At 48.8% G+C, this 20245-nt stretch carries 19 protein-coding genes; 14 read left to right on the forward strand and 5 right to left on the reverse strand.

Features of this window, described 5'->3' with window-relative positions; all coding sequences use genetic code 11:
* Positions 1-65 precede the first annotated feature (65 nt).
* From ytaF to KB186_RS18815, 4 genes are all read left to right on the forward strand, one after another.
* The gene (gene ytaF, locus KB186_RS18800) at positions 66-743 is read left to right on the forward strand and encodes a sporulation membrane protein YtaF (RefSeq protein ID WP_173611840.1); all 678 of its coding nucleotides are present in this window, start codon (positions 66-68) and stop codon (positions 741-743) included.
* Positions 744-850: 107 nt separating this feature from the next.
* A complete protein-coding gene (locus tag KB186_RS18805; RefSeq protein ID WP_221866670.1) occupies positions 851-3655 on the forward strand; it encodes a calcium-translocating P-type ATPase, SERCA-type in 2805 nt (934 codons plus the stop codon).
* A 30-nt stretch (positions 3656-3685) separates the two neighbouring features.
* Positions 3686-4387, forward strand: coding sequence for a sporulation protein YunB (gene yunB, locus KB186_RS18810; protein WP_221866669.1), 702 nt, complete (start codon positions 3686-3688; stop codon positions 4385-4387).
* Positions 4388-4513: 126 nt separating this feature from the next.
* Positions 4514-5488 carry a copper amine oxidase N-terminal domain-containing protein gene (locus tag KB186_RS18815; RefSeq protein ID WP_232774155.1) on the forward strand — a complete coding sequence of 325 codons (975 nt, stop codon included), beginning with the start codon at positions 4514-4516 and terminating at the stop codon, positions 5486-5488.
* A gap of 41 nt (positions 5489-5529) precedes the next feature.
* Here the strand turns inward: KB186_RS18815 and KB186_RS18820 are convergent, their stop codons facing one another.
* Positions 5530-6051, reverse strand: a complete 522-nt coding sequence (locus tag KB186_RS18820; RefSeq protein WP_232774156.1) for a GNAT family N-acetyltransferase — start codon at positions 6049-6051, stop codon at positions 5530-5532.
* Positions 6052-6210: 159 nt separating this feature from the next.
* Here KB186_RS18820 and KB186_RS18825 point away from each other — a divergent pair, with 159 nt between their 5' ends.
* The 7 genes from KB186_RS18825 to KB186_RS18855 all read left to right on the forward strand — a co-directional run bounded on the left by KB186_RS18825 (position 6211) and on the right by KB186_RS18855 (position 12299).
* Positions 6211-7281 (forward strand): PAS domain-containing sensor histidine kinase, encoded by a 1071-nt coding sequence (locus KB186_RS18825; protein ID WP_229087904.1) that lies wholly within the window; start codon positions 6211-6213, stop codon positions 7279-7281.
* Entirely contained in the window at positions 7256-7912 is a 657-nt protein-coding gene (locus tag KB186_RS18830) for a response regulator transcription factor (protein WP_012684149.1), read from the forward strand. The genes KB186_RS18825 and KB186_RS18830 overlap by 26 nt, the downstream gene beginning before the upstream one ends.
* A gap of 551 nt (positions 7913-8463) precedes the next feature.
* Positions 8464-8868, forward strand: coding sequence for a hypothetical protein (locus tag KB186_RS18835; RefSeq protein ID WP_221866667.1), 405 nt, complete (start codon positions 8464-8466; stop codon positions 8866-8868).
* A 46-nt stretch (positions 8869-8914) separates the two neighbouring features.
* A complete protein-coding gene (locus tag KB186_RS18840) occupies positions 8915-9697 on the forward strand; it encodes an aldo-keto reductase family protein (RefSeq protein WP_173611847.1) in 783 nt (260 codons plus the stop codon).
* Between the two features lie 254 nt (positions 9698-9951).
* On the forward strand, positions 9952-10119 hold the full coding sequence (locus KB186_RS18845) for a cytochrome c oxidase subunit 2A (RefSeq protein WP_173611848.1): 168 nt from the start codon (positions 9952-9954) through the stop codon (positions 10117-10119).
* A 23-nt stretch (positions 10120-10142) separates the two neighbouring features.
* Entirely contained in the window at positions 10143-10610 is a 468-nt protein-coding gene (locus KB186_RS18850) for a cytochrome c oxidase subunit II (protein WP_144618062.1), read from the forward strand.
* A 15-nt stretch (positions 10611-10625) separates the two neighbouring features.
* Positions 10626-12299: a b(o/a)3-type cytochrome-c oxidase subunit 1 gene (locus tag KB186_RS18855; protein WP_221866666.1), complete on the forward strand. Its 1674-nt coding sequence runs from the start codon at positions 10626-10628 to the stop codon at positions 12297-12299.
* Positions 12300-12522: 223 nt separating this feature from the next.
* Here KB186_RS18855 and KB186_RS18860 read toward each other — a convergent pair whose 3' ends face one another.
* Positions 12523-13278 (reverse strand): SDR family NAD(P)-dependent oxidoreductase, encoded by a 756-nt coding sequence (locus KB186_RS18860; RefSeq protein ID WP_232774157.1) that lies wholly within the window; start codon positions 13276-13278, stop codon positions 12523-12525.
* 127 nt (positions 13279-13405) lie between these two features.
* Here KB186_RS18860 and KB186_RS18865 point away from each other — a divergent pair, with 127 nt between their 5' ends.
* Positions 13406-14038 carry a nitroreductase family protein gene (locus tag KB186_RS18865; RefSeq protein ID WP_173611851.1) on the forward strand — a complete coding sequence of 211 codons (633 nt, stop codon included), beginning with the start codon at positions 13406-13408 and terminating at the stop codon, positions 14036-14038.
* Positions 14039-14144: 106 nt separating this feature from the next.
* On the opposite strand, the gene KB186_RS18870 is transcribed toward KB186_RS18865, so the two are convergent.
* The 3 genes from KB186_RS18870 to KB186_RS18880 are packed head-to-tail and all read right to left on the reverse strand — an operon-like array spanning position 14145 to position 17636.
* Positions 14145-15539, reverse strand: a complete 1395-nt coding sequence (locus KB186_RS18870) for a sensor histidine kinase (RefSeq protein ID WP_229087909.1) — start codon at positions 15537-15539, stop codon at positions 14145-14147.
* Positions 15526-16233, reverse strand: a complete 708-nt coding sequence (locus KB186_RS18875) for a response regulator transcription factor (RefSeq protein ID WP_173611853.1) — start codon at positions 16231-16233, stop codon at positions 15526-15528. The genes KB186_RS18870 and KB186_RS18875 overlap by 14 nt, the downstream gene beginning before the upstream one ends.
* A gap of 38 nt (positions 16234-16271) precedes the next feature.
* A complete protein-coding gene (locus KB186_RS18880; protein WP_173611854.1) occupies positions 16272-17636 on the reverse strand; it encodes a VCBS repeat-containing protein in 1365 nt (454 codons plus the stop codon).
* 254 nt (positions 17637-17890) lie between these two features.
* On the opposite strand from KB186_RS18880, the gene KB186_RS18885 reads away from it, so the two are divergent.
* Together KB186_RS18885 and KB186_RS18890 are read left to right on the forward strand one after the other, a co-directional pair.
* Positions 17891-18847 carry a hypothetical protein gene (locus tag KB186_RS18885; protein ID WP_221866663.1) on the forward strand — a complete coding sequence of 319 codons (957 nt, stop codon included), beginning with the start codon at positions 17891-17893 and terminating at the stop codon, positions 18845-18847.
* A gap of 163 nt (positions 18848-19010) precedes the next feature.
* A complete protein-coding gene (locus tag KB186_RS18890; RefSeq protein WP_232774158.1) occupies positions 19011-20225 on the forward strand; it encodes a GTP-binding protein in 1215 nt (404 codons plus the stop codon).
* Positions 20226-20245 lie beyond the last annotated feature (20 nt).

Consider the following 20245-nt stretch of genomic DNA (forward strand, 5'->3'; position numbering starts at 1 on the left):
TTCTTGGCACATCAGCGGAGCTTTTCGCGTATACCTAATAGGCAATGGGAAAGAGGTGACCACATATGAGCGGATGGCTCGCACTCCTGCTCGTTTCCCTGGCCATCAGCATGGACAGTGTCAGTGTAGGATTGACGTATGGTTTACGGAACATGAGAATGCCCTTTTTGTCGCTCGTTGTCGTTTCCGGTTGTTCGTTTGCTGTTGTATATGGTGTCATGCTCGTAGGCTCATCCCTCACCGAATGGTTAACACCCGAGATTGGCCAGTATATTGGAGCCGCGGTCTTGATCCTCATGGGTTTGTTTACTCTGTGGCGGCTCATTGCGACACGGTCGGGGACAGAGGATCAGGAGTCTACTGCTGTTGTAGCCGCAGAAAAACAGGAAGAGCAGGAGCCCATCGTATTATTGTCGCAGTTCCGCATTTTTGGTGTCATGATTCAGATTTTAAAAGATCCATCCAAAGCCGATGCTGACCGTTCTGGGCATATTATGGGCTGGGAGGCCGTCATGTTGGGGCTGGCCCTGTCATTGGATGCTTTCGGCGCAGGCATTAGCCTTACGTTTTTGGGATACTCACCACTGCTCGTCGCTCTCTGTATTGCGGTGATGAGTGCCTTGCTTCTTGTGATAGGAATTGCCCTCGGCAGGCGCGCCGGAAAAGCCAGATGGCTGACGCGACTCACCTGGCTGCCGCCGATTTTGTTGATTTGCATTGGTGTAGCCAAAAGTTTGAAATAATCGACAAACTAACGCGGACCCGTCCAGATAAATGGACGGGTTGTTTTATTTTCGAGCTCGTCTGCATACACATGAAAATGAGTGAGATGTGGATGGAGGAGATGTAGGTGGATACACAGCCAATTCGAAAATGGTACACGCTGGCGGCGGCCGACGTGACCGAAGCCCTTCATAGTGATGCTGCGCAAGGGTTGACTCAGCAGGAGGCGGAGCGGCGACTGGCTAAACAAGGTGCCAACCAGTTGGCTGAACAAAAGCGAAAGCCTCTCTACTCGGTCTTTGTTGATCAGTTCAAGGATTTTATGGTACTCATCCTGTTCATCGCAACACTGATCTCGTACTTCCTCGGAGAGTACTTGGATGCGATTGCGATCATCGCGATCATCCTCATTAACGGCATCCTCGGTTTTATTCAGGAGGCCAAGGCTGAGCGATCCTTGCAAGCGCTAAAGGAGCTGGCATCCCCGATGGCGCGGGTCATCCGGGGTGGGAACATTTCCATGATACCGGCTTCGCGGCTGGTACCTGGTGACCTGGTGCAATTGGAGGCCGGGGATCGTGTTCCCGCAGATTTGCGCTTGCTTTCGGCCAATCGGCTAGAGGTAGAGGAGTCTGCGTTGACAGGGGAGTCTGTCCCCGTCGGAAAAAACGTGAAAAGACTGGAGACAGCCCAGGCCTCCACTGTACCGCTTGGCGACCAAAAAAATCTCGCGTTCATGGGCACGATGGTAACCGGAGGAACAGGGAGCGGTATCGTTGTCGCGACAGGGATGAGCACGGAAATCGGGAAAATCGCGCACTTGATGAATACAGCGGAAGAAGCAGAAACCCCTTTGCAGTTGCGATTGGAGCAAATGGGCAAAATTCTCGTGGTCGTCGCACTGCTGTTGACGATTGTGGTCATTGCTGCTGGTGTCTGGCATGGTCATGAGCTGTTTACGATGTTCCTCGCCGGGGTGAGCCTCGCAGTGGCGGCGATCCCGGAAGGATTGCCGGCGATTGTGACTGTCGCGCTAGCGCTTGGCGTCCAGCGGATGATCCGCCGCAATGCCATCGTACGCAAACTCCCATCAGTCGAGACGTTGGGCTGCGCCTCTGTTATTTGCTCTGATAAAACTGGGACCCTGACTCAAAATAAAATGACCGTTACCCAAGTGTGGCACAGCGATTCCACGTATGAGGTGAGCGGCAGCGGCTACGCACCTGAGGGAGCCTTTCACTACCTGGGGAAAATGGTATCTCCCGCCCGTGACGGAGCGCTCTCGCAAATCATCCGAATCGCAGACAGATGCAACAATGCCCGTTTGACATGCGAGGAGCAAAGCACGCGCAATCTGCTTGGGATGGGCAAGGCGTCACGCTTTTGGCAAGTTGTAGGCGACCCGACCGAAGGTGCTCTCAAGGTGCTTGCCGCGAAAGCATTGGGCGGCGATACAGAGCGTAGCAACCAAAAGAATCAGGGACAGCGTGTGGAGGAGCTACCCTTTGATTCTGACCGTAAAATGATGTCGGTCGTTGAAAAGGGGACGGACGGTGTGTATTCCCTGCTGACCAAAGGCGCGGCGGAGGCATTGCTGGCGAGATCGACACACATTTTGTGGAAGGGAGAGCTCATGCCACTCTCCGCGACGCTTCGCCACCAAGTACTGGAGCAAACGGAACGGATGGCAGGCAAAGCATTGCGCGTATTGGGCTTCGCCTATAAGACACTGCAAGGCTATCGTCCGGGACAGCCGATCGGCTCCCTGGAAAACAATCTCGTCTTTGTCGGATTGGCCGGGATGATCGATCCGCCGCGTGAAGAGGTCCGTCCAGCTATCAATCTTTGCCATCAAGCAGGAATCAAGACGGTCATGATTACAGGCGACCACAAGGTGACAGCAGAAGCAATCGCCCGGCAGATTGGTTTGATGCGTGGCTACGGAGAAGTATTGGAGGGGCGGGAGCTGGATGGCATGTCAGATGAGCAGCTCGCAGAGTATGCGGAGCGAGTCACTGTCTATGCCCGTGTGTCTCCTGAGCACAAGCTGCGGATCGTCCGTGCTCTGCAAAGCCAAGGCCATGTTGTCGCCATGACTGGAGACGGTGTCAATGACGCGCCTGCGATCAAGACCTCAGACATTGGGATCGCGATGGGGATTACCGGTACGGATGTGACGAAGGAAGCCGCCGATCTCGTGCTGCGCGACGATAACTTCGCCACGATTGTCGCCGCAGTAGAGGAAGGGCGCAACATCTATGACAACATTCGAAAATTCATCCGTTATTTGCTGGCGTCCAACGTAGGTGAGATTCTCGTCATGTTTTTTGCAATGCTCCTCGGGCTTCCCTTGCCTTTGGTGCCGATCCAGATCTTATGGGTCAATCTCGTGACGGATGGCTTACCAGCCATGGCGCTGGGCATCGATCAGGCGGAAAAAGATACGATGTATCAGAAGCCTCGCAACAAGGCAGAGAACATATTCAGCCGAGGGTTGGGCTGGAAGATTATTAGCCGCGGCTTTCTCATCGGGGCCATGACGCTCTTGGCGTTCTGGCTGACACTCAAAGAGAATCCGAATGACTTGGTGCACGCCCAGACTGTCGCTTTCGTCACATTGGTTATGGCGCAGCTGATTCACGTTTTCGATTGCCGGAGTCAATACAGCGTTTTTCACCGCAATGTATTTGAAAATAAATATCTCGTTTGGGCCGTACTTTCGTCGATTGTGCTCGTGATCGGTGTCGTGTACATGGAGGCGCTCCAGCCGATCTTTAAAACAACGGATCTCAATCTGCGCGATTGGGCATTAATTTTGGTCGCGGCGGGAGTTCCTACGTTTGTCGCGGGAATCGGCGGGGTGCTTACCGGCAGCAGACAGCGCACAAGCAAAGAAAAACGCCCAGCTATGCGTACGGTTCGTCCTGACTAACCGAGCCGCAAAAGGGGAGAGGGAGCCATCGTGCGCTTGAGAAGGGGAGGCTGGAAAAGACGTAGACGGAGAATTTTCGCGGGGTTCCTGCTGATTATTGTGGTATTTATCGTTTTGTTTATCGTTGTGGAACGCAGGGTAGAGCCGACGCTAATGTTGATTGCCCAAGCCAAGGCAGAGCAGGTTGCCAAGCTCGCCATTACCGATGCAGTCACCAAACGCATGACCCAGCAGGGTGTCGACGTCAATGAAGTTGTCATCATGGAGAAAGACGAGAATGGCAGCATCAAAGCGGTGAATTTTAATTTCAAAGAGTACTCCCGGATTGTGGGGGAAACGACAGCCCGTATTCAAAATCGCTTGAAGGAATTCGAGCAGGAGCACGTCCAGACAACCATACCACTAGGCTTGGCTACGAAAAACGTCTTTCTGGAGCACTTTGGGCCTGATATTCCGGTGTCGTTCGTCCCGATTGGAGCCGTCAAAACGAAGCTGGAAACAGGCCTGAAGCAAGCCGGGATCAACATGGTGCTGGTGACTGTCTACATTCATGTCGAGGTCGATTTGCGGGTCATTATCCCGTTCGCGACTAAACAACAGACGGTCACCACACAAATCCCGGTCTCCGAAGCCCTGATTGTCGGCAAGGTACCGACTTATTTGTACGACAACCAGTCTGGTAAGCCCGATGTGCCGATGCCACAAAACAGCCAAATCCCAAGCCAGCCGTGATGTTTTTCGCTTTTACGCGAACGATTTACACATCTATGAAAATTAATTTGAAACGTTTCTGAAAGGGTGCCGTCCAATGAATAGAGACACACAAAAACAAGCAAGCACATTGGAGGCATAAACAATATGAAAACATTCCGTACAGGTATGATGACAATCGCGGCACTGGCCGTTTTGGGAACTAGCGTGGCATCTGCAACCTCCGAACCAGTAAAAGAACTTTCTGTTAACATTAACGGTCAATCAATCGCACAAGATGCGATCTTCGATAAAGGTCAACAAACCGTACTGGTTCCACTTCGTCCTGTTGCTGAAGCCCTTGGTTTCAAAGTAAGCTGGAACGACAAGGAAAAAGCAGCAGAAGTGCAAAGAGGCGCGATCACCAGCTACGCAAAAGAAGGAGAGGATCGCTATCCTTTCGCAAAAATGTACAAAACGCTGGGAGCAGAGCCTCGCGTACTGAATGGCAGCACCTATGTGCCAGTTAAATTCGTAGACGAAATCCTGCAAGCAGACGTGAATGTAACCGATGATACAGTGACAGTAGTGGAGGACGAAATCGCTCCTATGCGCACAGGTACCATTACGAACATCAACAAATCCGATAAAGGCTACTCGGTTACACTGAACATCTATGAGTCTGGCATCATCCTGCACCTGACAGAAGACACCAAAATTACGGATGAAGCTGGTAAAGTGCTGAAGCCAGAAGATTTGAAGCTGGGTATGGCCGTAGATGCTACGACCGAAAAATTCATGGCGATGAGCTTGCCGCCACAAACGAGCGCGCTCAGCATCACGGTAAAAGGTGGACTGGAGACTCAGGACGTCCTGGGGACAGCGGGAAAAGTAGCGAACATCTCTGCTGACAAAGACGGCAACTACAAAATGCTCGTAGAAGGTCGCGGTATTACTGCCACCTCCCAAGAAAAAATCAACCTGAACATTACCGAGAAAACGGTGATCATCAATGCGCGAGACAACAAAGTACTCTCGCCAGCTGAACTGAAAGAGGATATGCAAGTAGTGGCTTTTTACGGCCCAATGATGACAAAGAGCCTGCCGCCTATCGGCACAGCTGAGAAAATCGTAGTAGAGTAAGAGAAAGAACGGGATGGCATTTGCTGTCCCGTTTTTTACGTTCATGACTGGATCGAGTATTTCATACAGATGACGCGACCGATCTTTTCCGTCTCTCTTTCCTCGTAGACAGCAAAACCGTATCTCTCGTAAAAAGGCACGACCCGGCTATTCTTCTCCAAAACGGCCAGATGCAGAGAGGTGTAGCCGTTTTCCCGGTACCAGGCAATTAATGTATCCAGGAATTCTCTAGCGTAGCCGTGACTCTGGTAGGCGCTGTGCAGCATGATGAGGCCGAGCCAAGGCTGGCCATCCCGCGGATTACGCAAAATGAACTGGGCGATCCCGATGATTTCGGTACCGTGTACTTCTCTTATCGAAAAGCTGTAGGAGTCCGCAAAAGCCAGATTATCTTGATGGTCATCTTCTACTGTTTGCAAAGTGACGACTCGTTTTCCGAAGGCAAACTCCATATAATCGGGGTTTGAATTGTACACCGTCAGCAGTTCGGGGAAATCGTGTTCCGTGACGGGCTGAAAAACCAATCGAGCGCTATGGTCTGGGAAGCGAGTAGTGCTAGGCATGTCAAAAGCTCCTTTCAGTCAATTTGTCATTAATTTAATTAGATGATATTCTAATCTCATAAAAAGTCAATCCGATGATGTTCAGGGAATTCCCTGATACACTTTCTTTTATGGAAACTTTACAATAACGTTAGGATGATTGTCTCAAAAGGAGGAGCCATGGGTACGTCGAGTGAAGTGCTTTCCCTGATGCAGTCCATTTTTGCCAACGTCAGCGATGCGATCCTGGTGATTGATCAGGAGGGACGAATCGTAAAGGCCAATGCTGCGTTTGAGCAGATGACGGGCTGGACAGAAGAAGAGCTGATTCGAGATAAACATATTTGCGAGCTGTGTCTCGGAATGGCAACGTGTATGGAAGAAACGAGCTGCACGGATTGCTTTTTTAAGCGCGTGCAAATGCCTTCATTCGAAATGAGGCTCCGAACGAAATCGGGTGTGGATTACCCTGTCGCTGCCAGCTCTGCGAGACTAGAGGATGAATCGCAGGGGAAGCTGGTCATGATTTTGCGTGATATGTCTGCGCAACAGCGAGTGGAAAAAGAGCGCTATCAGTACAAGCTGACGAATTTTGCGATCCAGGCACAAGAAGAAGAAAGAAAGCGCATCGCCCGAGAGCTGCATGATGGCGTAGGGCAGGCGCTTTATAGTATTTTAGTGGGACTAAACGTAGTCAGACAACGAGAATTGAGCGAGCCAGTTATGCAGCATGTCACGGAATTGGTGAATATGACTTCGAAGGCGATGGAGGAAGTGAAGCGCATGGCGCTGGAGCTGCGTCCGTCTGCACTGGATGATCTCGGTTTACTGCCTGCATTACGTTCGTTGATGAAACGGGTAGAAAAGACGTTTCATATCCAGGTGGAGCTGCATGTTCAGGGGGAGAAACGCAGATACTCCGCTGCGATGGAAACAGCACTGTACCGGATTGTACAGGAAGCCATGACTAATACGGCAAAATACGCAAAGGCGAGCCATCTAGGAATCATGTTCGAGAATCGGGAGAAGGAAATTGTCGTCACGATTGTGGATGACGGCGTAGGGTTTGAAGTAGAGAAAACATTGAACATCGGCAAAGGTCTCGGTGTGTTTGGCATGAAGGAGCGTGCCCAGCTGCTTGGTGGTACCGTTGATATTCGCTCCGCACCCGAGGAAGGAACGACGGTGATCGTCCGAATTCCGGTGCCGAAGGAGGGGGTAGAGGATGAGCATTCGCGTCTTGATCGCTGATGATCATGCGATTGTACGCTCTGGGCTGGGGATGCTGATCAACGCCCAGGAGGACATGGAAGTCGTCGGTTATGCAGCTGACGGAAAAGAGGCATGTGAAAAAGCATGGGAAGTCCGTCCCAACGTCGTTCTGATGGATTTGAGCATGCCGCCTGGGGAAAACGGCTTGACGGCAACAGCCAGACTGAAGGAAACGGCACCAGACATTCAGGTGCTTGTACTTACGATGCATGATGACGAGGAATACTTGTTTCGGGTACTGCAAGCTGGTGCTGCCGGCTATATTTTAAAAAGCGCCCCAGACCTCGATTTGATCACGGCGATTCGCTCGGTCAATCAGGGCATGGCCTATTTGTATCCATCTGCGACGAAATCGCTGATCGAGGAATTCCTGCAAATGGTCAAGAACGGTGAGGAGCAGGCCAAGTACGACATCCTGACAGATCGGGAAAAAGAAGTGCTGGTCTTGATCGCAAAGGGCTTCAGCAATAAGGAAATTGCGGAGCAGCTCACTGTTTCCGTCAAGACGGTAGAATCGCATAAAGCGCATATTATGGAAAAGCTCCACCTGCGCACGCGGCCTGATTTGGTGCGGTATGCGATTAAGAAGGGCTGGCTGGATTTTGAGTAGATATGGATTTGGTTTGTATTTTGTCGATTGGATTTTATCAAAATCGCTGATGGAAAATTAGGCGTGAAAAACCTGAATAACGATGATTCCTGTTCATCCGTCTGCTATTATTCCGATTGATATTGCCAACATAGCTGATCACAAATATCAACAATGGCTGTTGAAACCGTAATGTTTCTGTTGTTACAACCGGGGAAGTTGCAACTGCGGTTGAAGAGCAAAAATCAAGTGAATAATCGGTGAAAGCAAATAAGACTCGCTAGCTGCGAGTCTTATTTGCTTTCAGCCGTAACAGAAAGTTTCCATTGTGGGGGAGTAGTTCGGTACTCTAGCACTAATCATAAAGACCCTATTTTACAAATTCACTAGATGAAAGTACACGTCAACGCAATGATATGTTATTATTTATGAAAAATGGGTAATAATTCCTTTTTATTCTAACATAAGTATCACATCTTCCTCACATTATGCGCTGAAATAGAACATTTAGAACCCTTTTTGCGTCATAACAAACAGAGCCAACTATCAAAAGAAGGGTAAGTGGTCATCAAATGAAAAAAAAGGTATTTATTGGTGCTGCACTGGTCGTAATTGGTCTCGTGGCTGCGCTTGTAATAAATCAGAGCGGGGCTTTGTTTTCTACGATGAATTACAAAGGTGCATTAAGTCAAAACACTCCTAACTATCCAATAAACGAGCAGGGACAAACTTATGGAGAAGGACCTTACCCTGTGGGCACAACACAAGTACCAGATTTAATTAGTGCAACTGGTGAAAATGGTGTCAATGGATATGTAAAAGCCTCTGATTTGAATACAAATGTTTCTTCACCTGAAGAAGCCTATGCTTACCAGAAATCGATGGAGGAGCTCGGTTATAAATCAATACCTTTGTATAAATCAGATGGCAAAACTGTCATTGGAGAATTTAGACTGTATTCTTCAAGAAGGGATTAATGTAACACAACATAAATCCAACTAAATATGGTGAGGAGAGCGAAAAGTGAAAAAGAGCAATATCTTATTAGGCTCAGCTTTGTCATTGTTTCTGATAACCACACCAGCATCCGCAGACACTTCTTCAGATCCGTATAATGTAACGGTAAAGGGAATTGACTATTCGTTTACATCTGCAGTATGGGAGCGTTTTGGGACGGGTGGACGTGATGATTCAGTGGAAGCCGTTGTCTCTATCGATACCGCTCGGAGTGTACCTATCGGTTATATGGGTGGACAAGCATTTCTGTATGATGATAATGGAACTTTGAAAACAGCAAGTAGTATGGAGTACAATGACTCCAAAGTTGCAGGTTGGATTGGATATTCCCCTCGTATAATAACTCCTGGAAGATACTATGCCCAAAGTAGAGCGGAGTTCTATAATGGGAATGGATATACCAAAGTGACTGGATATAAATCTCCCAAACAAGAACTAATAGGGTCTTCTTTTGCAAAAGAAACTGAAACTTCACCAATTATAGAGGAATTGCTATCACGGGATGAATACGATGTAAACGAGAACGGCGAAACTTACGGTTCTGGATTGTCTGAAGAGTCAGTAGGCGAATTCCCAGATCTGATTTCTGCGGTCGGCACAAATGGGGAAGAAGGGTACGTACGAGCAGAGGATTTAACCCCAAAAGTCAAGACAATTCAAGAAGCGCTTGAACAGAATCACGATAAGGGCAATGTTCAAATTATCCCCCTTTATGACGTGGATGGAGAAACTCAAATTGGAGAATTTGAATTGATCTCCAATCATGAGGCAATCGAGGATAAAGAATAAGAGACTTGAAAATAAATAGGCCAGAGTGCTGAAACGCTCTTGCTACAACAAGTCCAAGGACGACCCCCATACGGGGTCGTCTTTTTTTGTGTCGAACCTGTGACCAAAAATGGTCATAAAACGGTCGAAATCAGGGGTTTCCCGGAACATTTTAGGGGATTTCCCCGAATTACTTCCAAGGGGTTCCAGCGTTAGAATGAAGGCGTGAAAACTACACCGCGCCCATGAGGCACGTAGGAAAGGAGATGAGCGCGATGGAGACGCAAGTTGACAAGGCGGAGAAAGGCAAGAAATTAAAATCCAGCAAGCTGCAAACGGAACAGGAAGACTTGAAGGGAACGTTTGTCGCGGTTCTGATCGTCGGAGGTATCATTCTAGTCGGTTGGTTGGGTGTATTCGGGCTTTTTCTGGATAGGGCGTAATAAGGAAGTAAAGGAGGGTACTTATGCATTTGCATCGATATGAAAAAATCTGGTTGATGCTTGGCGCAGGCGGTTTGGCCTTATTTATTGTATTGTTGTGCGTCAATGCGTTTGCCATGGGGATGGCTCCGCCAAGTAATATGGAAATGATTGATCCGGAGAAGGTTACGGAGACGCCTCCTTTTGATAAACCAGGTTTGAAACAGGTGGGGGACAACGAATACGACGCTTATATGACAGCATTTGCGTTCGGCTTCTCTCCGACCAAGATGGAAATACCAGTTGGCGCAACGGTGAATTTCCACGTTACGAGTCCAGACGTTATTCACGGATTCCAGATTCCAGAGACCAACATTAATTTCATGGTTCTGCCTGGACACATCAGCTCGGCGACACACACGTTTGACGAGCCAGGTGAGTATTTGATCCTTTGTAACGAATACTGTGGCGCAGGTCATCAGGTTATGGCGACCACGATTATTGTGAAATAAAGGTAGGTGAATCCTATGGTAATCGAACGGAAGATCGACGATAAACTCCCACATGTTCCGGTTCAGCGTTCTGCGGCAACGCTTAGTTTGGCCTATGTGTGGGTAGCTTATATTGCATTCGGATTGGCAGCTGTGGCAGGGATGGTACAGGGCATGGTTCGCGGTGGAATCATGGAACTGCCGAGCTGGACAAATTACTATCAAATTTTGACTGCCCATGGCGTGTTGATGGCACTTATTTTTACCACGTACTTCATCGTCGGATTTATATTCTCAGGAGTTGCCCGCACGACAGGTGGTTCCTTGCACGGAGCCGCTCTGAAATTCGGATGGGCAGGCTGGATTCTCATGACGCTAGGGACGTTGATGGCTGTTGTCACCATTCTGTTGAATGAAGCCTCTGTCCTTTATACGTTCTACGCACCACTGAAAGCATCTCCGTACTTTTACATTGGTTCTGCCTTGCTCGTAGTAGGTAGCTGGCTAGCTGGATTCGGTGTTTTTGCCAGCTATCGCAAATGGAAACGTGAAAATAAAGGGAAAACGTCTCCGCTCTTCCTCTACATGGGGGTTACTACTTACATCCTGTGGATTACTGCTACGATTCCTGTAGCGGTGGAGGTTCTGTTCCAACTCATCCCGTGGTCACTCGGGCTGGTGCCAACGATAAATGTCATGCTCAGCCGTACGCTGTTCTGGTTTTTCGGACATCCGCTCGTTTATTTCTGGCTATTGCCTGCTTATATGGCATGGTATGTATGTTTACCAAGAATCATTGGCGGTCACATCTTCAGTGACTCGCTCAGTCGACTCGCTTTTATCTGCCTGCTGTTGTTCTCGATCCCTGTCGGGTTCCACCACCAATTGATGGAGCCGGGAATCTCACCAGCTTGGAAAATGATTCACGTTACACTGACGTTGATTGTTGTAATCCCATCACTGATGACAGCATTTTCGATGTTTGCCATCTTTGAAACGACTGGACGTAAAAAAGGCGGAGTTGGACTTTTCGGTTGGTTCAAGAAACTGCCTTGGACAGACGTACGTTTCTTTGCTCCTTTTGTAGGGATGCTGTTCTTCATTCCTGGCGGAGCTGGGGGAATTATTAACGCAAGTAACCAGATTAACGCGGTCGTTCACAATACGATTTGGGTTACCGGTCACTTCCACATCACGGTAGGGGCAGCTGTTGCGCTCACCTTCTTCGGTGTCACCTTTTGGCTGATTCCAGCATTGACCGGACGGAAGTTGACCAAGACTGCGAATCGGATGGCAATGGTGCAAACGGTATTCTGGGCAGTAGGAATGTTCTTGATGTCGCTCGCCATGCACACAATGGGCTTGCAAGGAGCGCCACGACGCACAGACTACACAACGTATATGGATCACCCGTTAGCTCTGGGCTGGATGGATTACCAGCGCGTGATGGCTTTCGGTGGAGGACTGTTGTTCGTATCTGCGATTCTCTTGATCCTGATCTTGCTGTACCTGACGTTCTACGCACCAAAAGGGAATACAGAATATCCGATTGCCGAGACAGAGACAACGCAAGAAGTTCCAAAAATTTTGGAACGCTGGCCAGTTTGGATCGGATTGGTTGCCTTCCTGATTATTCTCGCGTACGGTTATCCGATTTTGCAACAAATTCAGCACCAGGCACCAGGCTCGCCGCCTTTTGTAACTTGGTAAGACGATACGTACGAAAAAAGCCGCTCATTCCGTTTGGAAGCGAGCGGCTCTCCTTTTTTAAAAAAACTCTAGCGCTGCCAATTCGGTAAAGGCAAGAATCAGATACCCAATTGCCAAAAGCCATAGGGCGAGAATTCTGAGGTCTTCCTCTTCAAATGGCATACAACTCCTCCTTTTTCTCTTGTTAGCACAGCATATTCAAGAGGGAGGGCATTGGTTTAGCTTATGGCTCGTATATCATCTTGCGAGTCATTCCGCCATCTACAATCAGCTCAGTACCCGTAATGAAATCGTTGTCCTTTTGCGTCAAAAATAGACACGCACGGGCAATATCATCGGGTGTTCCTACGCGACCTGCCGGATGCTGGGCATGATCACCGGGACGAAGAGCGGCATAATCGCGGTGTTCAATCCAGCCGGGAGAGATCGCGTTGACCCGAATCCCATCGGGGCCGAGTGAGACACCAAGCGCATGTGTTAAGGATAAAATACCTCCTTTGGAAGCCGCGTATGCCTCCGAGTGTGGCTCAGACATATGTGCCCGCGTCGAACAAAGATTAATGATTGCGCCTCCACCATGGCGACGCATGATTTTGGCTGTTTCTCTCGATGCGAGAAAAACACTTCGCAAATTTGTGTTCAAGATATGGTCCCATGCTTCCACGGTCAGTTCATAGGGAGATTCCCATACGTACAAGCCCGCGTTGTTGATTAAAACATCGAGCCGCCCCCAGCGTTCATCGACGGTTCTCATCAACTGTTCGATTTGCGCTGGTACGCTGACGTCGATGTGCTCGAAGTGTGCCGTGCCTTTCACTGCTTCTGTTGTGTTGATTAGCGAGGCCGTTTCTTCTCCCGCTGCGCGATTGTACTCGGCGATGACGACATGTGCTCCTTCGGCAGCATACATGGTGGCCACAGCCCGTCCGATGCCTTGGCCACCGCCAGTGACGATGACAATGTTATCCGTGTATTTCATCGAGAGTGCCTCCAAACAATAGGGTATGAAGCAAAATGTAAAAATTAATTGCAAAATGTTTGTAACGATAATAAAGTAAGTAGTATCTTTTTAACAGCGTACTATACCGTATGGAGGAGATTCAACCATGAATTCAGAACTGAAAATTACCGCTGAACAGGTAATGGAAGCCCGTCACAGCGTGCGTAAATACGACCCGAATGAAAAAATTCCACAAGGCGAGCTGAACGAAATCCTGCGTCTTGCAGCAAGTGCGCCATCGTCTTGGAACTTGCAGCATTGGCGTTTTCTCGTCGTGACCGATCCTGCTATCAAAGAAAAACTGCTCCCAATCGCTTACAACCAGCAGCAGGTAGTGGATGCTTACGCTACGATCATCATTCTCGGCGATCTGGAGGCTTACAAGTCTGCTCGCCCTGTTTATGATGAAGCATTGGCAAAAGGTTACGTTACAGAGCAAGTACGGGAGACCATGATCGCGCAAATCGAAGGGGCTTACAATAACAACCCGGAAATCGCGCGCGATGAAGCAATCCGTAATTCGTCCTATGCAGCGATGCAGCTCATGCTGGCGGCAAAAGCAAAAGGATACGACACGTGCCCGATGGGTGGATACAACCGTGATGCGCTCATTAAAGAGCTGAACATCCCATCCCGCTATTTGCCAACACTCATGCTGACTTTGGGGAAAGCAAGCGTGCAAGCTTATTCGACTTCCCGTTTTGGTCTGGATCAGTTGGTCATTCAAAACAGCTTCTAATATCGTGTACTAACAGCAAAAAACTCATCCACGCCTCATTTTCAATGCGGCAAGGGTGAGTTTTTTTGCAATATCTTCTCCAGGAGAGCAACCCGCTCTTCCTGCCTTATTGATTCGCCAACAACGGTAAATCCACCATAATCGATGTTCCTTGACCAAGGGCACTGCTAACCGAAAACCTCCCGGCATGGAGTTGAATGATCTCTTTGCAGATTGCCAATCCCAAACCACTGCCGGAGAGCTTGGAGCGCCCCTTGAAAAACTTTTCTGTGACATGTGGCAGGTCTTCCGGGTTAATGCCTTCACCAGTATCCGTGACGGTGACAAGGAGCCTATCGCCTGACAAAGAAGCTGCGATGACGATCGAGCCATTTTGTGGCGTGAATTTTAACGCGTTGTCCAATAGATTCACAAATACTTGCTTCAGCCGATTCGGGTCTCCCATAACTATGAGTGGAGTAGGGGGAGTCTCCAGTTTCAACTCGATTTGTTTGGCGTTGGCACGTACTGAAAATTGAAGATGCAAATCATGAAGAAGATCCCGGACATCCATACGTTCTCGAGACAATTTCATCTCACCGGATTGAAACTTCGAGAAATCGAGTAATTCCTCGACCAGACCAATCAGACGATCTGTCTCCTTGGAGATGACTTCCAGACCGAGCATTGTCTCTTCAGGTTCTTCCAAACCACCCGAAATGAGTGTTTCGCCCCACCCTTTAATCGACGTAAGTGGGGTACGCAGCTCATGGGAGACCGAGGAGATGAAGTCATTTTTCAGTTTTTCGTTTTTCCCTATCTCCGTTGCCATGTAATTGAAAGTATCTGCGAGGGTTCCTACCTCATCATCGAATCGTTTTGGTGCGCGGACAGCGAAATTTCCTTCCGCCATTTGTTTGGCCGCACTCGTTAAATCTTCAATAGGGTCAACGATTCGTTTTGCCATGAGCAGGCTGAGTGCAAAAGCAAGGACGACTACGCCTGTCCCAACGCCAGCGCCGTACAAGGCAATGCGATTTACTGCTTGATAGAGCGGTTCAGCAGAGATCGTGTACCGAAGAACGCCTACAAATTCTCCGCTGTACGTAAGCGGATTGGACACCGCGATGACACGCTCCCGCGATTGTGGACTTTTCCCGATGTAGAGACCACTTTGTCCCTTGAGCGCATCCATGACGTCAGGGGTATTGATGATCTCGCTGGTCTGAAAGCCGTAGGAGTTGAGAATGACTTTTCCTCCCGGGTCCAAGACCTCAATTTTGGCGTATTCCTGATTCGAAACATTCTCCAAAATGTAACGTGCTTTGTCTTTTAACCGATAGCCAGTGGCGTACTTGTTAATAAAATTGGTGAAGGTCGTGCTGCGGGTCACTAACGCTTCGGTCGCAGTCCCGATGTAATATGTATGAACGGCCCAGTAAAACAGTCCTTCCAAAAGCAGCACGATCAGAAGGAGGATCAGGCCGAAATGAAGAACCAGCCTACTCTTAATGCCTTTCATCTGGGACGTCCTTTCGCCACAGGTAGCCATACCCCCAGACAGTCTCCAGGAAAGCTGGATGAGCCGGATCGTCCTCGATTTTTTGCCGGATTCGGCGGATATTCACATCAACGATTTTTAAGTCCCCGACAAAAAATTGACCCCAAACTGCTGTCAAAATCTCGTCTCGACTGATGGCTTTGTTCGCATTTTCAGCGAGTAATTTGATGATGGCAAATTCTTTTGGCGTGAGGTCAATTTCTTGTTCCACCCGAATCAGCTTCCGTTCATCTAGCAATAGCCTGAAGGGGGCAATGTTAATTTCATTTTTGTCCTCAGCCTCAGGAATGGGTGTCAATCTTCGTTGCAACGCTTTGACACGGGCCAGCAGTTCCGCAGGGCTAAATGGCTTGGAGACGTAATCGTCCGCCCCGAATTCGAGACCCATGACTTTGTCCAACTCCTGGCTTTTCGCCGTCAACATAATGATCCCGAGGCGCGGATATTTTTTTCGTAGCTGCCCGCATACTTCGAAGCCATCAATGCCGGGGAGCATGACGTCGAGAATCGCGATGACGATGTCCGATTGTTGATCTGCGAGATCAAGTGCCTCTTCTCCGGTCCCAGCCTCGATTACCTCATAGCCCTCGCGCTTGAGATTGATGCGCACAAAATCCCGGATGGATTTCTCGTCTTCCAGTAATAGAACCTTCATAGGGCAAATCTCCTTGATAAGGATTTACTATTTCACTTTTATTCCCGGCTCGTCACCGGTTTGTAGAGCTGACGAACCTCCTCTGCGGTAAGCTGCATGGATCGATATTCTGCGAGCGCAGCTTTTCCAAGGGTAGGTGTCGTTTGCGGTAAAATGGCGATCAAGACTTGTTTTCCCTCTTCCTTCAGCAAAATGTAGGGAACTTGCTTTTGCTTCAATCCGCTTTCAAATTTGGTCCATTCGTTTTGTGGAATGCTTTGCAGCGTTAGTAATTCTGCCTTATTTTTCCCATTCGCACCGTAATATTGGAATCGGACAAGAAGTGGATTCGTATCATGGTTGATGGAGATGGTGTACTTTTCGCCCCATTTTGCCGGAATCTTGAGGTCAAAGCCCTGTGTATAATTTTGATAATGATCCTCGATGTGTTTCAAGCCCGTTTTCCCGTCCCATTGGAAGTAGGAGGACACCCAGGGGATTTCTGCCATGGCCAAATCCTCTGTCCCAGCGGGTTGTATCTTTGTGCCGATCTCGATGATGCCATCACCGTTGATATCTTCACTTTCCAAAGAATAAGGCTTGAAGGTCAGGTCCATCTCTCCTTCTATTTTTGCCAAAGGGTTGGACAGTTGTCCATTGTCCCAGAGGAGTAGTTCAGTGGAAGCAGAGTGAGCACCTAATCCAGCATCAATAAATAGTGCGTTTCGGGCTGACGAAGCTTTTCCGATGATAGCCTGATAGTAACCATTCACATATCCGTCAAGGGCTATCTCTGTCTTTTTGGCGATTGTTCCATTCGCCGCCCCGTACAACTCGGCTTTGGATGTGAAGTTATTTTTATCGAGAACAACGAGAGCGAGATCCGCGTGATCATCTCCTGTCAAATCGCCTACTGCCATAATGGTATAGGGCTGCTTCATTAATTCCTGGGTCATATTATTCGCTAGCGAATAGATGGAGAGCTCCTTGTTTAAATCTTCGCCGCCTCCCATTCCGATCAGCATTTCTGGAATTTTGTCCCCTGTGAGATCTTGAAAGGAGACGTAATCCAATTCGCTGCCGACTCCAGTAAAGGAGGAGAGCTTTTCCCAGTTTCCTTGCTTTTGGGTAAGCACAAGCACACCGATTTCATAATCGGTTTTTTCGGTTTTGTAAAAAGCGACGACCTCTGCAACTCCATCTCCATTTAGGTCCTGTAGGGAGACGGCACTGGCTTCTGCGGGATGAAGAGGAACAGATAATTGTGACCCAGCCGGCAAAAATTGCATGACGGCCTGATTGATTGATTTTTGATCGCCGTCTGCTGACGGGGCGCGCATCAATTCATTGGGTGTATCTGTGAGTCCGCAACCGCTAACAAGCGAGGCGCAGAGTGCTGTCGTTACGAGCCAAGCCTTTTTCATTTCAAATGTTCCTTTCTGTTGCTGCATCCATTTGACTATATTGTAGCTTGCCCATCCCGCAAATTTGTTGCAAAACGGTAAAAAAACCCGTTTTGGAGCTTTTCAAGAACGAACGAACATGCTCTAAGCTACCTTATACAGGAAAAAAGTGCGAGAGAACAGGGAACATTTTACTAGCAACAATTGACCTAGCAAATTCGTTTAAAAATGTAGGATAGGAGTTGGATGTTATCTATACGAAGGAGGAGAATAGGATGAAAGCATGGCACAAAACGATGGCGGCAGTTCTTTGCAGCGGCGCGGTTCTCATGGCTTCAGGCGTTGGGGCTAACCCGGTTCAAGCGAGCGGCACCCAGTCGCAAGCGTACGCGCCGGTAGTCTTATTGCAACCAGAGCAAAATATCCCGTTCAACATACAATTTGCCGATGGATTTGTGGCAAAAGTAACGAACACAAAAACAAAAGCGACGAGTACAGTAGATATATCGGACAATAAGGCTACGTACGTGAAGCAAGGGATTTATCATGCCAATGGAAAGTTGCAAAAGGCAACCAATGGATATACGCAAAAGCTGGTGGAGCTGGTGCCATTCCGGGATGCGAAAGGCAACCTGCGTTACATGGGCAAGCAAATCTTGTGGGGGCTGAATACGGAGGATCGCCTGGCGGTGGCGACCAGTGTATGGAACGTCGTCGACAAACAGCCGCAGCTTTTACAGGTAACGGTTCAAAAAGCAGACTGGGACAATATGCCGTCGCCAGATGTGACGATCAATAGCGGCTTCAGTATGAGCAGCGATAGTACCTTTGTCCTTGATACGAAGTATGCAGACGTAACGGGAGACAATATCAAGGATCTGATTTTGCTTGTAGGCGATAAGATGGGCGTATCGATGAATCAGACGGCTCATAACCTGCGTGTCGTAGTTCGCGAAGGGAAGGATAATCAGCAGACGTTTATCTCTGTAGGAAAACGTGACAGTGGTATTCTTCCGAAGCTCGCCATCACGGATGGCAATGCTGATCAGGTAAAAGACATCCTCGTCACGATGCCGACTGCGACAGGTCATGTGTACAGCCAGCTTACGTGGAAAGACAATCGCCCGCAGCCAGTCGTCGAGCAGGGGAAGTTAAATGATCGTCAGTCGTACCAGCCAGTCATTGGGGTTTATGGTGAAGCAGTTGGGATGAATAAGGCGAAAAAACAATAGTGGAGTAGGCGTGGACGAATCAGTCAGAGTGAAAACTGGCTGATTTTTTTGCCTCTTAAATCGTAATAATTACGTTTTGTATTGACTTTAGATATTTTGACGCGTTATGATAACCAACAAATCGTAATAATTACGTTTTAACAAACTGAAAAGGAGATCTAGCATGAGCATAAACGAAAAGAAAATCCCTGTCACAGTCCTGAGCGGGTACTTGGGAGCAGGCAAAACGACGCTACTGAACCATATCCTGAACAATCGGGAGGGGCTACGAGTCGCCGTGATCGTTAACGACTTGAGCGAAGTAAACGTAGACGCCTCTCTAATTCTCGCAGGCAGTGGTCTGTCACGCGTGGACGAAAAGGTCGTGGAGCTGTCGAATGGTTGCATTTGCTGCACCTTGCGAGAGGATTTGCTGACGGAGGTAGAGCGTCTGGCTGTGGAAGGACGGTATGACTACATACTGATTGAATCGACGGGAGTAGGCGAGCCGGTTCCTGTCGCCCAGACTTTCACATACGTAGACGAAGAAAATGGCATTAATTTGTCGTCCTTATGCCGCCTGGACACGATGGTAACCGTAGTGGATGCGTACCGCTTCTGGTATGACTTTTCTTCCGGCGAAAACCTTTTGGACAGAGGGCAGGCAGTTGGCGCAGAGGATACTCGTGAGGTCGCGGATCTTTTAATCGACCAGATTGAATTCTGTGATGTGTTGATTCTGAACAAATGCGATCGCGTCGCTCCAGACGATTTAATCCAGCTGGAAGCCGTTCTGCGCAAGCTACAGCCAAAGGCTCGCTTCATCCGCGCTGTTCGTGGGCAGGTGGACCCGCAAGAAATTTTGAATACCCATCTGTTCGACTTCGAGACTGCCAGTCAATCAGCGGGATGGATTGCTGAGCTGCAAAAGGAAGTGCATACACCTGAGACGGACGAGTACGGAATTTCCTCCTTCGTTTATCGCAGTCGCAGACCGTTTCATCCAGCCCGTTTTGAAAAGTGGTTAGAGGCTTGGCCAGAAGAAATCGTGCGTGCCAAAGGCTTTTTCTGGTTGGCGACACGAAATGACGTGGCGATGACACTCAGTCAGGCGGGGCCATCCATCGAAATCGGAACGGCAGGCTATTGGACAGCAGCGTTATCGGCAGAAGAGCAACAAGCCATTTTGGTAGAGGACCCAGACTGGCAGCAAACATGGCATCCCGTACATGGGGATCGAACCACAGAGCTCGTCTTTATCGGGATCGATCTGAACCAGGAGCAAATCGTGAAGCATCTCGATGCATGTCTCCTGAACGATGAGGAATACGAGGCGGACTGGAGTAAGCTGCCCGATCCACTCCCAACAGCAGATGCTGTAATCGAGACGACATTGTAACCAAAAAAGAGGAGGCTGAC

Origin of the sequence: Brevibacillus sp. AF8, from assembly GCF_021270385.1 — a bacterium.
In the GTDB taxonomy this organism is placed as follows: domain Bacteria; phylum Bacillota; class Bacilli; order Brevibacillales; family Brevibacillaceae; genus Brevibacillus.